The 13,244-nt window shown below is 53.2% G+C and carries 12 protein-coding genes; 7 read left to right on the forward strand and 5 right to left on the reverse strand.

What is annotated here, in order from left to right; translation table 11 throughout:
* Window positions 1-140: 140 nt before the first annotated feature.
* Window positions 141-3,098, reverse strand: a complete 2,958-nt coding sequence (locus FF011L_RS15175) for a hypothetical protein (RefSeq protein ID WP_145352495.1) — start codon at window positions 3,096-3,098, stop codon at window positions 141-143.
* 298 nt (window positions 3,099-3,396) lie between these two features.
* Between FF011L_RS15175 and FF011L_RS15180 the strand changes: the two genes are divergently transcribed.
* On the forward strand, window positions 3,397-4,644 hold the full coding sequence (locus FF011L_RS15180) for a sialate O-acetylesterase (protein WP_218932653.1): 1,248 nt from the start codon (window positions 3,397-3,399) through the stop codon (window positions 4,642-4,644).
* Window positions 4,645-4,672: 28 nt separating this feature from the next.
* Here the strand turns inward: FF011L_RS15180 and FF011L_RS15185 are convergent, their stop codons facing one another.
* On the reverse strand, window positions 4,673-5,611 hold the full coding sequence (locus FF011L_RS15185; protein WP_145352496.1) for a DUF6528 family protein: 939 nt from the start codon (window positions 5,609-5,611) through the stop codon (window positions 4,673-4,675).
* Between the two features lie 310 nt (window positions 5,612-5,921).
* Between FF011L_RS15185 and FF011L_RS15190 the strand changes: the two genes are divergently transcribed.
* The gene (locus tag FF011L_RS15190) at window positions 5,922-6,653 is read left to right on the forward strand and encodes a hypothetical protein (protein ID WP_145352497.1); all 732 of its coding nucleotides are present in this window, start codon (window positions 5,922-5,924) and stop codon (window positions 6,651-6,653) included.
* A gap of 122 nt (window positions 6,654-6,775) precedes the next feature.
* Here FF011L_RS15190 and FF011L_RS15195 read toward each other — a convergent pair whose 3' ends face one another.
* Both FF011L_RS15195 and FF011L_RS15200 read right to left on the reverse strand, forming a co-directional pair.
* Window positions 6,776-7,936, reverse strand: a complete 1,161-nt coding sequence (locus tag FF011L_RS15195; protein ID WP_145352498.1) for an AI-2E family transporter — start codon at window positions 7,934-7,936, stop codon at window positions 6,776-6,778.
* Window positions 7,927-8,106 carry a hypothetical protein gene (locus FF011L_RS15200; RefSeq protein ID WP_145352499.1) on the reverse strand — a complete coding sequence of 60 codons (180 nt, stop codon included), beginning with the start codon at window positions 8,104-8,106 and terminating at the stop codon, window positions 7,927-7,929. The genes FF011L_RS15195 and FF011L_RS15200 overlap by 10 nt, the downstream gene beginning before the upstream one ends.
* Before the next feature lie 430 nt (window positions 8,107-8,536).
* Between FF011L_RS15200 and FF011L_RS15205 the strand changes: the two genes are divergently transcribed.
* Complete coding sequence (locus FF011L_RS15205; RefSeq protein WP_145352500.1) at window positions 8,537-8,785, forward strand: hypothetical protein; 249 nt, start codon at window positions 8,537-8,539, stop codon at window positions 8,783-8,785.
* On the opposite strand, the gene FF011L_RS15210 is transcribed toward FF011L_RS15205, so the two are convergent.
* A complete protein-coding gene (locus tag FF011L_RS15210; RefSeq protein ID WP_145352501.1) occupies window positions 8,782-8,967 on the reverse strand; it encodes a hypothetical protein in 186 nt (61 codons plus the stop codon). The genes FF011L_RS15205 and FF011L_RS15210 overlap by 4 nt on opposite strands.
* On the opposite strand from FF011L_RS15210, the gene FF011L_RS15215 reads away from it, so the two are divergent.
* The 4 genes from FF011L_RS15215 to FF011L_RS15230 all read left to right on the forward strand — a co-directional run bounded on the left by FF011L_RS15215 (window position 8,966) and on the right by FF011L_RS15230 (window position 13,204).
* Window positions 8,966-10,009 carry an AI-2E family transporter gene (locus tag FF011L_RS15215; protein WP_246109429.1) on the forward strand — a complete coding sequence of 348 codons (1,044 nt, stop codon included), beginning with the start codon at window positions 8,966-8,968 and terminating at the stop codon, window positions 10,007-10,009. The two genes, FF011L_RS15210 and FF011L_RS15215, sit on opposite strands and share 2 nt — an antisense overlap.
* Window positions 10,010-10,411: 402 nt before the next feature.
* Complete coding sequence (locus FF011L_RS15220; RefSeq protein ID WP_145352502.1) at window positions 10,412-10,591, forward strand: hypothetical protein; 180 nt, start codon at window positions 10,412-10,414, stop codon at window positions 10,589-10,591.
* A 101-nt stretch (window positions 10,592-10,692) separates the two neighbouring features.
* Complete coding sequence (locus FF011L_RS15225; RefSeq protein WP_145352503.1) at window positions 10,693-10,914, forward strand: hypothetical protein; 222 nt, start codon at window positions 10,693-10,695, stop codon at window positions 10,912-10,914.
* A gap of 955 nt (window positions 10,915-11,869) precedes the next feature.
* On the forward strand, window positions 11,870-13,204 hold the full coding sequence (locus FF011L_RS15230; protein ID WP_218932654.1) for an efflux RND transporter periplasmic adaptor subunit: 1,335 nt from the start codon (window positions 11,870-11,872) through the stop codon (window positions 13,202-13,204).
* Window positions 13,205-13,244: the final 40 nt, after the last annotated feature.

Here is a 13,244-nt window from a genome sequence, read left to right on the forward strand (position 1 = left end):
CCTACCGCACAGCAAGCTAGCCAGCCGTTTGTCCAGTGTAAACAAAGTAACGATGCTCGCCAGAGCGTGGACAATGCAGCTATCCCATCCTCTGGTGACGGTGACTACGAGGACTTGTGGACAATACTGTTCCCTTTTCTTTACTCAATCACGAACCACGACATTCCTTCGGCTGGAACGTTGACTGGAATTTCTACCATGTAATTTCGATTCAGATTGTATTCGACGGTCTTCTCTTCGTTGCTGGTCACCATCGCGGTATCGGTCAGACCTGTGTAGTACAAATTCACTTTCAGCATCTTAGTGACCGGTTTCTTTAATGGGTTAAAGACGACAAGCATTCCTTTCTGCGGCAATTGCGGGTTCACATGCAGAACCCAATCCAGGTCCCGCCCATCGGCTCGACGTCCGTGAATCAGATCGGATTCCAGGATATCACGATAGCGTTTGAACCACTCAACCGCTCCCTTAACCATGTCACGCGTCGCTTCGGTGTCGTACAACCTTGGTCCACGGTAATGAGCCTGAACTCCCATCCCAAAATTGGAATACATCATTCGCTGATAGTGGTCGAGGTGTTGATGTAACGGTTCGATGGTCGCGGCAGCTCCTCCGCCATGGTACTGAGACAACGGCACGAACATCCATCCCATGCTAGGTGTCTTTGTCCAAGTCCCATCGTAAATATTTTGCCGACTATGGATGACTTGGTGCGCTCGCGGCAGCGACCAGTTCACCTCGCGGTATCCCATCCCACATTTATTGGCTCCGCTAAGGTAGTAATAATCGGGGACATTCATATAGACGCCCTCGCCTCGCAGATTGCGATAGAGCCCGGACATCAGTCGCCACTGCGTCCACCGCGAGTCTTGAATTCCGATCTGCAAAGGAGGTCGAGGCGTCACATCGATGTCACCTGGGTAGGACCCGTCGTTTTCAAACTGCGAGAACCCTGTAACCGCATAAAAATCCTGGATCGTTTGAATCCACTCCAGTCCCCATGGAGAAGTCACCGCCGGGCACTGCCCATGAGTCGGACGCATTCCTTCGGGGCTGACGATCATATTCGGAGACGCAACGCCACGTGACGAGAAGAGGGAGTAGCATCCCAGTTCAATCTTTTTCGCCGCTGCATATTGGGCAACCGCTTTCCATTGTGCGAGAAATTTTGGATCACGGTTTTCCATATTGAAACCACTCCCAAAGGAAAGAATGATCCCTTCGAAACCGACTTCCGCAGCCTGATCGATCGCGGCATGAACGCGTGCAGAATCGTTCGCCAACAGATGATGGGTAAGAGGGTTCTCGGTAACCCATGGAGCAATCGTTCGATACATCCGTCGCAGCGCCAATCCACGCCGTTCGCGATTTGCATCGTCATAGACCAATTCAAAGACGCGAAAGCCTTCAAAAGATTTCCCGGCCGGAACGCGCTGAGCCGGGCCGTAGGTCGGTTCACAAACCAGCAAGCAAGGAGTCTGCCGCAAGTAATTGACCTGAGTCGTATAGAGTGGATCGGTCCGCCAATGAACGGCATGCCGGTTTGCGTTTTCGTGATTGAAACCACCGAAGGCAAAATCGGTCTCTACATGCAAATAATCGGGGTGAGGTATAGCGGCCCCCTCGCGTGTCTCGACCCAATTCGATTGCTCAACAAGTGCCAGCTCTTCACCTGTGAAGCGATCAACCGTGAGAATTTTTTCACTTTGATTGTGAACCGTTAGCCACTTGCTCATGACAGGAATGCCGTCGTACAGTTCGTAATGCACACTGATTCGAACCGGTTGTTCCTGTTGCTGATCGTTTAGTTTGCCGCGGCGTTCGATTTTCCAGCGTGCCACTTCATCTTGATCCGCCGCCCCAAGAACTCTGACCGACTGAATACGGCAACGTGTTAGAGGCTCCGCATCCCCGGAATTGTCGGTCGCATTCCCCGAACGATCCATCTTGCCGACGCGCAGCGCGCGCGGTTTTCCTGGCGAATTTTCAAGTTCCACTTCAAACAGACGAACAAACTTAGGAGCTCGTTCACTTGCGACCGCTCCTTCACAGATCAACTTCAACCCGTCGATCTGCATTCGCAATTGGTACGCATGCTCCGTATTCAATCCTCCATCTTTCCCGGCGAAGGAGGGCACCGACGCCAAGCGTTCGCGTCCATCGATTCTCAATTCGAATTGGCCATGTTCGCCTCGATCACCAGGGCGGAGATTCAGTTTAACAATCGAATTCTCGAAAACCCACGCCATCCCCGGTCCCCAGCTCGTCCCCACATCCGTGCCGGGATCAATCAAACAACCAACCACCTCAGTCGACTCAGGCAACGCGCGTTCCGCAAAACAATATCCGTTTTGTAGTCCATAGATTTCCCCAGCCTTCCCTTCGTTCTCAAAGCTGGTGCGGGCATGCGCCTTAGACGAAACGACTTTCCAGTCGGCAGGAAGGCTTGCAAAATCCTCTTCCCAAAGGACGTCCCGACCGACTTCACTTCCCATCACCAAGTCCTCTCCCTGCTTGGGTAGGGCATAGTCCATCCGTAGCGAAACGCCTTGAGGCGGCCAAACGGAACCGGGAGCCGCACGCCTTCCCCGCCCCCAAGCAAATCGCTCCTCTGGAAGACCGATTTCAAAATCAATCAACTGAAAAGCGTTCGGATCGGTGCTCATCGCATCAAGCCATTCAGGCGTCAGAAATGCATGGTTTGGCTGCCCAACCAATCCACCGACGTCGTACGCAACTCCATCGATCGTCACACGTGCCTCAGGACGGACCGAGCGAAGCATCGATTGCCCCGTCATCAAGTTATCAAATGCAACGCACGCTCCATTGGGTTCGATACGCCAGACCCGCCGAATCAAGCCGTTGTCCAAGATCAAATCGCGGCCGTCCGTACTGCGAAATGCCGAAGCCTTTAGAGAAGGCGTTTGAACCAGATAATCGTCGGGCAAAATACGCTCAACGAGCACGGGCAACTCCGCGTACCCGTCAAACTCCTCCGCAACTGATTCGAAGGCACTTCCCGCAAGCACGCATAGCATGATCGCAAGTACGTACCGAAGCGGGCATGGTGGAGTCCTTCGCAACTTATCTTCAACCATCACTGGGATTGCTCGACTTGCCAGAGTCCAAACGATTAAACACCAAAAACCTCAGGAAGAGTATGATCGCAATTTACCTCCCCGTTAAGGGATTGTCGCCAATCGCTAGGGACGCGAAATAGATTGGTGACCTATTTACGGGTCTCCAAGCAAGTTCGAGGGAGCGGAGAATAAAGGCAGCAGAATTTTCCCACCAACCAACCGACCTGCTTTCCTCTAAAATCAAATATCCTGTCCCGCTCCCCCCTATGATCATCCAATACGTGAAGTCTCCTCCATTGGTCGATTGGCTAAGAACATGCAAATTCAAAAACATATTGTGACTCTTGAATGGTTCACCGCCCTCGTTGCGTTGCTTTTACCTATGACGGTTTGCGAAGCGAATGAGCCGCTTACCCCTGCAAAAAGGCCGCTAAAGGTATTCATCCTAACGGGGCAATCGAACATGCAAGGGCATGCTCAGGTTCGCACCATCGATGCGATACAGCTAAACCCGCAAGCAGCTCCTCTGCTAAAGCTGATGAAAAATGAGGACGGCACGCTTCGGACATGCGAGCGAACCTGGATCTCGTCGATTGGCTCCGCTCAAGAAGAACAAACCGGACGCCTAACCGCTGGTTTCGGTGCTGCCGCAAACGGGCCCAAAATCGGTCCCGAGTTCACGTTTGGACTCGAGATGGAAGCGACGCACGAAGACCCCATCCTGATCATCAAAACCGCCTGGGGCGGAAAGAGCCTAAACACAGATTTCCGTCCTCCCAGTGCCGGCCCATACGAATTCAATGCCCAACAACTGGAAAATTTCAAGAAACAAAACAAGGACATCGACAAAATCCTGGCGGATAAAACCGACGCGACAGGTCGGTACTACCACCTGATGATCGATCACGTGAAATCCGTACTGGCAGATATCTCTCGTGTCTATCCAGAATACGATAAAGCGCAAGGTTACGAGCTGGCAGGGATTGTCTGGTTCCAGGGCTGGAATGACATGGTCGACGGTGGCAGTTACCCCAACCGGAATCAGTCGGGTGGATACGACCAATACAGCACACTTCTGACTCACTTCATCCGCGATGTACGGAAAGATCTGGACTCACCCAATCTGCCATTTGTGATCGGTGTTATGGGCGTCGGCGGGCCGACGAATCTGTACGGCCCGGATCAACAACGCTATCTGACGGTTCATCAGGGTTTCCGTGACGCGATGGCGGCTCCCGCTTCCATGCCAGAATTCAAAGGGAACGTCGCCGTTGTGCTCACCGAAAACTACTGGGATACCGAATTTGTTACCCTGCGAAATCAAGAGCGATCCTTCAAGCCTCAGGTCGATAAAATCAAGGCCGAGATGAAAGAAGGCAGTCTAAGTCGCGATCAAGGAATGGCCGCGATCGACAAAATCTACAATGCCAATTTTGACCAGAGGCAAATGCGGATCCTAAAAGAGAGCGTCTCAAACCAAGACTATCACTATCTGGGATCCGCAGGAATCATCGGCCAGATTGGGCAAGGTTTTTCCCAAGCAATGAATACGATGATTGAGTGATCGCCGCCCAATGTTGTTGCTACCCAGCTCACGGACGGGCTGCTTCTTCGTCCCAGCGAACCTTGTAGATTCGCTGTTCGGGCAGGGTCACCGGCGGTGCCTCGATGAATCGAATGGTATGGCTCCACCACTCTTGCGGTGACGCTTGATGGAACACAATCCGTTTCGACCCCGAATGCACGTCAACCGATTTGATTTTCACCGGATCGCCGAACCCTTCGGCGACACGAAACGTTCCAGCATTCTGATCAAAGTGTAAAACCTGGGTATTGGTGGTCACAAAAAGCTGTCTGCCATCGTGGGCAGGCGACAGGTCATGGCCGCCTGTTGTTGGAAGCGGGTGCCGAGCGACGACGCTCCATCCATCCGACGAAGCGTTTGACTTGATTTCCAATATCTCATCGGTTCCCATCGCCCATAAACGCTCGCGAACGCCATCCCAAACCGTGCCATGAGCTCCCTTTAGCGGAATTCGATGAAACGCGGATGCGGGTTTCTCTGAATCCTCTTGCGAGAAAAACTGAACTTCGTCACCCGACGTGCTTGATGCCACGGCGATCTGTTTACCAGGCAGCAGACACGCACTATGCGCATTACGAACCTGAGCGAAAAAGAGGCAGCGTTTGCTCTCGCGTTCAATCAACGCCACGCCTTGCGACGAAGACGTTATCAACAACCAGCCACCTTCATACGGCTTACAATCATCCGTCGTCTGGAACCTCGATCGATATTCCTTAGGGATCTCGGGGGAATCACTAGCTTCCCACGTCCATAAGGTTTCCGTGGGGGAGTCAGGATCGATCACGACCACCTTCTCGGCTCCGCAGAAGATTAATCGTTCCGTTTCGACTTCATCCGCTGACACAGGACCAATCATCAAGATCAGAGTCCCGATCAGAGCACCAACCCGAGCAGTCGCCAGCCTGGAAAAAGCATAGGGTTCCGTAACGCAAACAGGATAAGGCATCGCAGATATTAGCCGTGGAAGGTCGGAAGAAGAATGTGACGCCCCCAGTTTAGTCGTTTTAAATACCAATAGAAACTATCACCAATCAAGCAATTCGCGTATCACTTCCTGTCTCACTAAGATGCGGGTGACACACGCATTGAATTCCAGCGACGGCAGCGGTGTTTATCGTTTGGGATCGTACCGTGGAAGCCGCGTCAATTCTCTTTCGATGCGGCACCAGTTTTGCGTCTGGTTCCGATCGGTTCCGTACACCGCCGGGTGAATTCCCACGACAGCATCCATTGAACCGATTTACTCAAGTAAAAAAATGAGCGTCCCAATCGCCCCACTTCACGAGACGTTGGACCGGCCTAACACGTTGGTTCTCTCCTATGTCGGCATTCGCCGTGCAATCGGTGTTAGTGGCCTGCTGTTACCGATCCTCCTTGGACCGGCTGGATGGTTGTTTGGAATCGACATTCAAGACAACATGAGCAGCTACTACCACACTCCTCTCCGGGATATCTTTGTGGGGACGCTTTGTGCGATTGGCATCTTTTTGTTCTGCTACCGCGGTTACGACTGGGTAGAGAACTGGACTGCAAACCTGGGATGTGCGTCCGCTTTAGGCGTCGCACTCTTTCCGCTGGACTTTAATAGCGATCCATTGATGCAGAAGTCGTTGACCGGTTACCTCCACACGGTCAGTGGCGGCATTTTTTTCCTTACCCTGGCGTTCTACTCGTTCCACCATTTTCCTCGCGATTCAAAGCGGGAACAGGAAACCCATCTGTTTGAACGCTCGCTTATCTATCGCTCCAGTGGCCTAGTCATCCTAACATCCATGCTGGCAATGGGCGTCTATCTGTTTTTGCTTCCCACGGGATGGAAACAATCACTCAACGACTACAATTTTCTATTCTGGATGGAATGGATTGCGATCTGGTCCTTTGCTGCGGCATGGCTGGCAAAAGGACGAACTATTTTTGCCGACATCGCCGTGGACGTTTTGGCCTATTCCAGTGCATTAGTCCTCAAGCGTGATGACAGCGAATCATAGTTATTTACTCGCTTGCGTTCGCTACCGGTTTTCGGGCCGGAGGGGTCGCGCCCTTCCGCTGAGAATTTGAGGGCTAGGATCTCGGCTGCCTACAATCTTACTCGCACCCTATTTGTTGCAAGTCACTGAGTGACAGACGCGCCAACCGATCGGGTACTGGTTGATTCCTGTGAAGATTCGGTTTGATTAGGACGGCTTCCCAAAATGGCAGCAAGAGGTGCAAGTCCGTCGTATTGTTCGCAGGCCATTCTCGCGGCGATAAGGATGGGGACTGAGAGAAAGACTCCCATCATTCCCCACATCCAGCCCCATACGACGACCGACAAGAAAACCAACACGGGACTCATCTCTAATGTCCGCCCCAAAATGGCGGGAGTGATGAACTGTCCTTCGATCGTCGTTAGCGTGATGTAGGTACCTGCCACAATGAACGCGTAATACGCCGCTTCAAAATCGACCAATGCAACAAGGAAAATCACGCACGCGCCAAAAAGCGCACCAACGATGGGGATAAAATTGAGCGTCGTCGCCATCACTCCCCAAAGCACGGGAGTCGGCATCCCCAGTCCCCACATCGATATGCCGACCGCGAACCCGAGTCCAATATTGATCGTGCTGACCTGAGCAAGGTAGCTGCCCAGCCCCTCTTGGACGTGTTCAACGACTCCGATCAACTGTTTCCGCGCCGTCAACGTTGGGAGTGCACGCATAATATTGCGAAGTAAATCATCCCCTGTCGCTAAGAGGAAACAGAGCAAGACGCCGGATACGACCAGGAAGGAAACGAGATTTCCCGTTCCGTTCAGGATCGTCAAATTAGTGCTCCATGCAGCCGGCTTCACCTCAACCGGCACCGGCTCTTCCTCCGCGGCCACCTCCACAGCATCCCCTGTAGTCATATCGTCTGTCGCTCGATTGAAGTACTCAACCTTCTCCAGCACAAACGAAAGGCGGTCCTTTGCGGTCGCAACATGGGCGGGCGCGTTTTGGACAATTTCCTGAGCCGGATCGATGACAAGGTAGGTCCCCAACGCCAATACACCACCCAGCAGTACCATCACCCCCGCGGCACTAAACCCGGCGGGAATCCCCCACCTACCCGCTTGCCGGACGATTGGGCGAAGCGTTAAGTAGGCGAATACCGCAGTGATCACCGGGATAAACAAAGACCGAGCAAAATACAATGCGTACAAAACCAACATGACGGCGCAGACATTGACAGCAACGGAACGTACCGACATCTGGGCGTTTGAATCTTCGTTGGAATCGATTTCTACGTCCATAAAACGGCTCGTAAGAATAGGGTTTGTCCCTGCATGTCGATCAGCACAAGAACGTCGGTACGTCCATCAATCACCTCGTCACAGCGGCACTTTTCATGCCAAGCCTGTTCATGCCTGGACCCAATCCATTGATCCACGGCCGGATTCAGGTTTGCGGATGGTTTACACATTGACAGCAGATCGATTCGGCTCACGGCGATCCAGTCACGCTCTTTTGGAGGCCTCGCGCGCCGGCGATGCGGTTTCCTGCCAGATGTTTGATTGCCATTGCTCGCGAAATGACCACATTGGCTAAGGAATGAGCTAAAATCGTTATAAACGTCACGGTTCTGAACCGTTTGCGGTCACCGGCACAGGGTTTGCGTACTATTGGCCCCAACCAAATAAATCGCTGGCGATTGCGAACTACAGTGAACCGTCCGGGGACGACTTGTCCGCAAGATGTTCAATCCTTCTGTTCAAAAAACGCCTGTTCGCTGGCTACCACCATCATTTGAGAAAATGCGATAGTGATCGACGGCCAGCTTACTTGGTGCACCACGATTTCCAGCCATCTTCCTAACCGACCACCTACCTAGACTGACTCAAAGGAACAGCAACATGTCTGAACCAATTACTCCAGATCAAAATGATCACATGGCGTCCGTTAAAGACGCCGCTCGCCGGACCGCAACCCGCGCCGCACAGTCCGCTGTAGAAACCTCGCAAGACTATGCCGAACATTATGTTGCCGAACCAGCAAAAGACCTCTTCTCTCTTGCCAAGGAATACGCAAAAGAGAAGCCCGATGTCGCGGCAATGTGGGCGTTCGGTCTGGGTATCATCGTCGGCTGGAAACTGAAGCCCTAACCCTTGCGGTCTTCGGTCGCTGCAGCAATGCTGCAGCCTCCGCTGAAACGACTGGCCGCCGCCACTATCGATTTCCGATCGCTGGAGGATCCTCCCCAAATATCCCACAAGAAAACCTGTTGCGATGATAGCGCGATTGCAGGCGAAGGGGTGCCAACCTTAAAGCCACATAGATTAACCATGCCTGAACCGTCCCATCGTCGCGAGCGTCTGATCTCCGACACGATGACCATCATCGCTTTGATTGTCGTGACCCTTGCAGCGATTGGCATTCTGTTCGTTGCCAGGCACTTCTTGATGCTGGTGTTTGGTGCGGTCTTAATCGGCGTTGTTGTCAATCGGGTCGCTGGAATAGTGAATCGGTGGCTGCCATGGGACTGGAAACGAATCTATCGCGTTGGATTTGTCTTGCTGGCGGCGGTCCTATTTTTTATCGGAGGAAGTTTCGGGTTCGCGAGTTCCATCGGCGATCAAATTGTCAAATTCTCTGAAAGGGTCGACACTTCGGCAACGCGAGTCATCGAAGCCGCCGAGGACCAACCAATCGTCAAACGGTTTCGTGAAGAAGTCAGTTTAGGAAAGATGTTGCCGTCGTCTGGCAAGTCGCTCGGGTTGGCGAAGACGCTTTTTGCTTCCACCTTCGGAGCGCTCACCGATGTCTTGATTCTTGTGATCCTAGGGGCGTACTTTTCGGTCTCTCCCAAGACCTACCAGACCGGAGCGCTACGTGTGCTGCCGGTCGCATGGCGTGAACCAGCCAAAACATTATTCTCCGATTCAGCCGCAACACTTTGGCGATGGATGCTTGGTCGCCTATTAGCGACGACGATCGTCGGAGTTTGTTTTGGAATCGGCTTGGCTCTACTGGGTGTTCCGTTGCCGTTGGAACTTGGGGTCTTCGCCGGGCTGGTGACGTTTGTTCCAAACTTAGGAGGCATCGCGGCGGTCCTTCCAGCCCTGCTGCTCGCTTCGGGCGAAGGGTCGTCCTCGGTAATTGGCGTGCTGGTCCTCTACCTAGTGATTCAGTTCGGCGAAAGTTACCTGATCACTCCACTGGTCCAGCAAAAGCAAGTCGAACTGCCACCCGCGATGGTGATTCTGGCTCAAGTTGTCGCCGGCTTGCTATTTGGAGTCTGGGGAATCATGTTCGCCACCCCACTGGTTGCATTGGCCTTGCTATGGGTCCGTCGTGTCTATGTCGAAAATTACTTGGAATCCGCGTAGGTTCTTTATTTCGCTTCGGTCCCCGCGACGGCATCGCCCGTTCTCATTTTGACACAGGCCATTGCCCCCATTCGCACGGGCACTCGCTGACTGGGGACAAAGGAACAGCAAGGATTCACAAAAGCTCAGTGAGCTTCGCCTGCACGTGACGCCAAAACCTTCGCAGCCTACCAATCCTCACACGGCCTGGCCGCTAGGCGAGATACTTGACGATTCGCCAGGCAATTTCGATTTCGGCACACCGATTGCTTTATCATCAACTGCCTAAGACTGAGGTCCTGCACTACAATTACGTGCTATCGACAGCTACCGCCTCAAGATGGCCCGCTGATCGCACGAGGGTACTTCGGCGATTAAATCGGGTCCCATGAACTCCCCCCATTAAACATTGGTTTAACAAGCATGTTTCAAAGCAAGAAAAAATTCCGCGTAATCCCATTGCTATTCGCTCTTTCGATCGGTTTTGTGGCTTTCGGCTGCGAACAAAAAGAGAAGATTGTCGACATCGAAACCCCAGGGGCGAACGTGCAAATCGATCGCTCCAACGATACAGGCGAAGTGGATGTCAAAGTAACCCATTGATGCTTTGACGAATTCGTCGATTGTTTTTGCCTAACACCTCGCAATAAGAAGCAAGCGAACGGCGTATTCACCGTTCGACCACCTAACCTGGATTCAAGAACATGCGTGCCATCATCGTTGTAGCCATTGTCGTTTTAGTGTTGGCCCTAGTTGGCTGGATTCAGTTCAGCTCGCCAGACGGCAATCCAACGATCCAGATCGACACCGAAAAGGTAAAAGAGGATACATCAACGCTAGTGGAAAAAGCCAAAGGGGCGGCCGAAGAGGTCGACCGCCGGGTCGACGTCGATGTTGATACCAGCCCCAAGCCCGCATCCGAATAGGCAATAGGCAATAGGCAATAGGCAATAGGCAATAGGCAATTTTGCCCGTGTGAATTGTGCGTGGCGCATTCATACTTGGCTGTCCAGCGCGGCGGCACTTAGACAGTCTACGGACGGTCTGCTCGCATCCGTTGGCGACAAAGACGATGTGTTGGCCCCCACTATCTCTCTCAAAAAACCGGGGGGCTAACAATGTCCCGGCGACGTCACTGCCATAGCTAACGTCGCCAGACGGTGGTTGCTGATGCATTGTTACCACGACGGCACCACTCACGTCGCTGACCTGCAAACCCGCGAAAGCAGATTCAAGAGAGCGTTCATTCGCGGGGGACGCGAAATCGATAGGCGACTTATTGCCGGTCTGTCCACGCTCTGGCGAGCGTAGCGACGAGAGTCATCGCGTTGACGCTCCAAGCCCGCCGGCTGCACAAAGAGTTCCGTTTTCGGGTTTGCCGTGGGGGCTCAAAACTGGCAGCTACCAACTTGCTCGATCGAAAACGGGCGGAGAAGAACGAAGTGAAGGGGCAAGCTTTAGGTGGCTTGCCAGTTGTATTACCAACTGGGACAAGCCCGACGGAAACTTACAGGGCTCACAATCCCAACCCGCCGCGTCAGCGAGGGACAGCAATCACCTGGACGCGTTCCCTCGCTGACGCAGCGGGTTTGGATCTTCTCATGCCTTACCGCACAGCAGCAACCTGCTTGGAATTCGTCAGGTTTAATATTCGCGTCGCCGTTGAAAGAACGCTCCGTTAACGCTGCTTTCGCGGAAAACGTGAAATCTATTGGCAACGTATTGATGGAATTTCCACGCTCTGGCGAGCGTCGCTACGTGCCAGCAGGTGAAAAGATGTCCACCTTCTCTGTTTTCCTTAATTACAATCAACTAATTTGGCCCCGCCCTGGTGTCGATTTCGCATTGCCCTGTAAATCCTCCCTCTCCTTTGTAGATCCCATGCTGCATAAAGTCCCCCCTCCAAACCAAACTCGACAAAAATTCATTGTGACCATGCTATCGGTTTCAATGACCATGTTCCTGCTTGGTGGAGCCCTCGGGTATTGGGCGATCAGCAAATTTCGTCCGGCCGCGGCGGCCAGCGCTGCGGGTGGGGGTCCGGGCGACGGAACCAAGAAAAAGCCGGGCGGCCGCCAAGCTCAACTGGTCCGTGTTGGCACCATTGAGCGGAAAAAGATCGTCCCGGTCAAAACGCTTGTTGGCGACCTAATTGCGGTTCGTCGAGCGACTGTCGCGACCGAAATCGCTGGAAAAGTCATTGAACTGCCTGTCGATGAGGGGTCCCACGTGGTTGCTGGCGAGACGTTGCTCGCACGGATGGATGATACTTGGCTCAAGCTAGAGGAAGCCAAGATCAACGCATTGATTACCGAAAAAGAGGCGACGCTCGCCTTCGAGAAAACCGACTTGGTTCGCTTTGAGGATCTATTCAAGCGAAATGCATTGTCGGCAAGTGAAGTCGAACAGAAACGTTCACTTTTCGCAGAACTGGAAGCTTCTCTAGCGAACCTGAAAGTTGCGTTGAACGAGGCAACTACCCGCAACGAGCGGCTAGACATCTTCGCACCGTTTGATGGAAGCGTTGTTGCCAAGAATGCCGAAATTGGTGAATACCTGCCCGTCGGAAGTCCCGTCGTTGAAATCGTTTCGTCGGGACGAATCGATGCACGCATCATGGTCCCCGAAGCCTCTTTGCCACTCATCGCGGTCGGCGACACCCTTGACATGGTGATCGATAGCCTTGGTCTTGAACTGCAAGGGACCGTCTTTTCCATCAATGCACAAGGATCCGTCGGCAGCCGGACTTTTCCGGTTCGAATCGAATTAGAAGACCAAAAGGGAAAGCTGCGTCCGGGAATGGGAGTCAGCGCGTTCGTCCCGGTCACGCAAGAGTCGACTGAACTACTCGTGCCGCGAGACGCTGTCTTAATGGCCCCCGACGAATCGATCATCTGGGTTCTGGTCGAAGCCGACTCGCCCGCTTCGGAAACCAAACCTGCGGAAACACCAAAAAGCGAAACAGGTAAACCAAACGGAGCTCCTCAGTTGGTCGCGCAACCGATCCCGGTCCGCGTCCTGTCTCATACTCGAGACGCTTACGCGATCGCCTGCATGCGGAGCGTCGATGAGGAACACGTCCAACCGGGCGTCCAGGTCGTCACCGAAGGACTGGAACGGCTAACTCCAGGAACCCTTGTCCGTATCGACGCAGATCGATCGCTGCTGCAACCGGTGCCTGGAACCTACCGTACCGGACAACAAATCGCAGACTAAACCAGGACTCCCGTTCACTGCAGATCCGCTCAAATTGTGC

This window comes from Roseimaritima multifibrata (assembly GCF_007741495.1).
GTDB lineage: Bacteria > Planctomycetota > Planctomycetia > Pirellulales > Pirellulaceae > Roseimaritima > Roseimaritima multifibrata.

Bases quoted from the DNA above. Each gene is read 5' to 3' on its own strand.
- FF011L_RS15195 (WP_145352498.1), bottom strand. From the start codon at position 7,936: ATGGACGTAGAAATCGATTCCAACGAAGATTCAAACGCCCAGATGTCG.
- FF011L_RS15185 (WP_145352496.1), bottom strand. From the start codon at position 5,611: ATGCCTTATCCTGTTTGCGTTACGGAACCCTATGCTTTTTCCAGGCTG.
- FF011L_RS15220 (WP_145352502.1), top strand. From the start codon at position 10,412: ATGTTTCAAAGCAAGAAAAAATTCCGCGTAATCCCATTGCTATTCGCT.
- FF011L_RS15225 (WP_145352503.1), top strand. From the start codon at position 10,693: ATGCGTGCCATCATCGTTGTAGCCATTGTCGTTTTAGTGTTGGCCCTA.
- FF011L_RS15200 (WP_145352499.1), bottom strand. From the start codon at position 8,106: ATGTGTAAACCATCCGCAAACCTGAATCCGGCCGTGGATCAATGGATT.
- FF011L_RS15230 (WP_218932654.1), top strand. From the start codon at position 11,870: ATGCTGCATAAAGTCCCCCCTCCAAACCAAACTCGACAAAAATTCATT.
- FF011L_RS15190 (WP_145352497.1), top strand. From the start codon at position 5,922: ATGAGCGTCCCAATCGCCCCACTTCACGAGACGTTGGACCGGCCTAAC.
- FF011L_RS15175 (WP_145352495.1), bottom strand. From the start codon at position 3,098: ATGGTTGAAGATAAGTTGCGAAGGACTCCACCATGCCCGCTTCGGTAC.
- FF011L_RS15215 (WP_246109429.1), top strand. From the start codon at position 8,966: ATGCCTGAACCGTCCCATCGTCGCGAGCGTCTGATCTCCGACACGATG.
- FF011L_RS15180 (WP_218932653.1), top strand. From the start codon at position 3,397: ATGCAAATTCAAAAACATATTGTGACTCTTGAATGGTTCACCGCCCTC.
- FF011L_RS15205 (WP_145352500.1), top strand. From the start codon at position 8,537: ATGTCTGAACCAATTACTCCAGATCAAAATGATCACATGGCGTCCGTT.
- FF011L_RS15210 (WP_145352501.1), bottom strand. From the start codon at position 8,967: ATGGTTAATCTATGTGGCTTTAAGGTTGGCACCCCTTCGCCTGCAATC.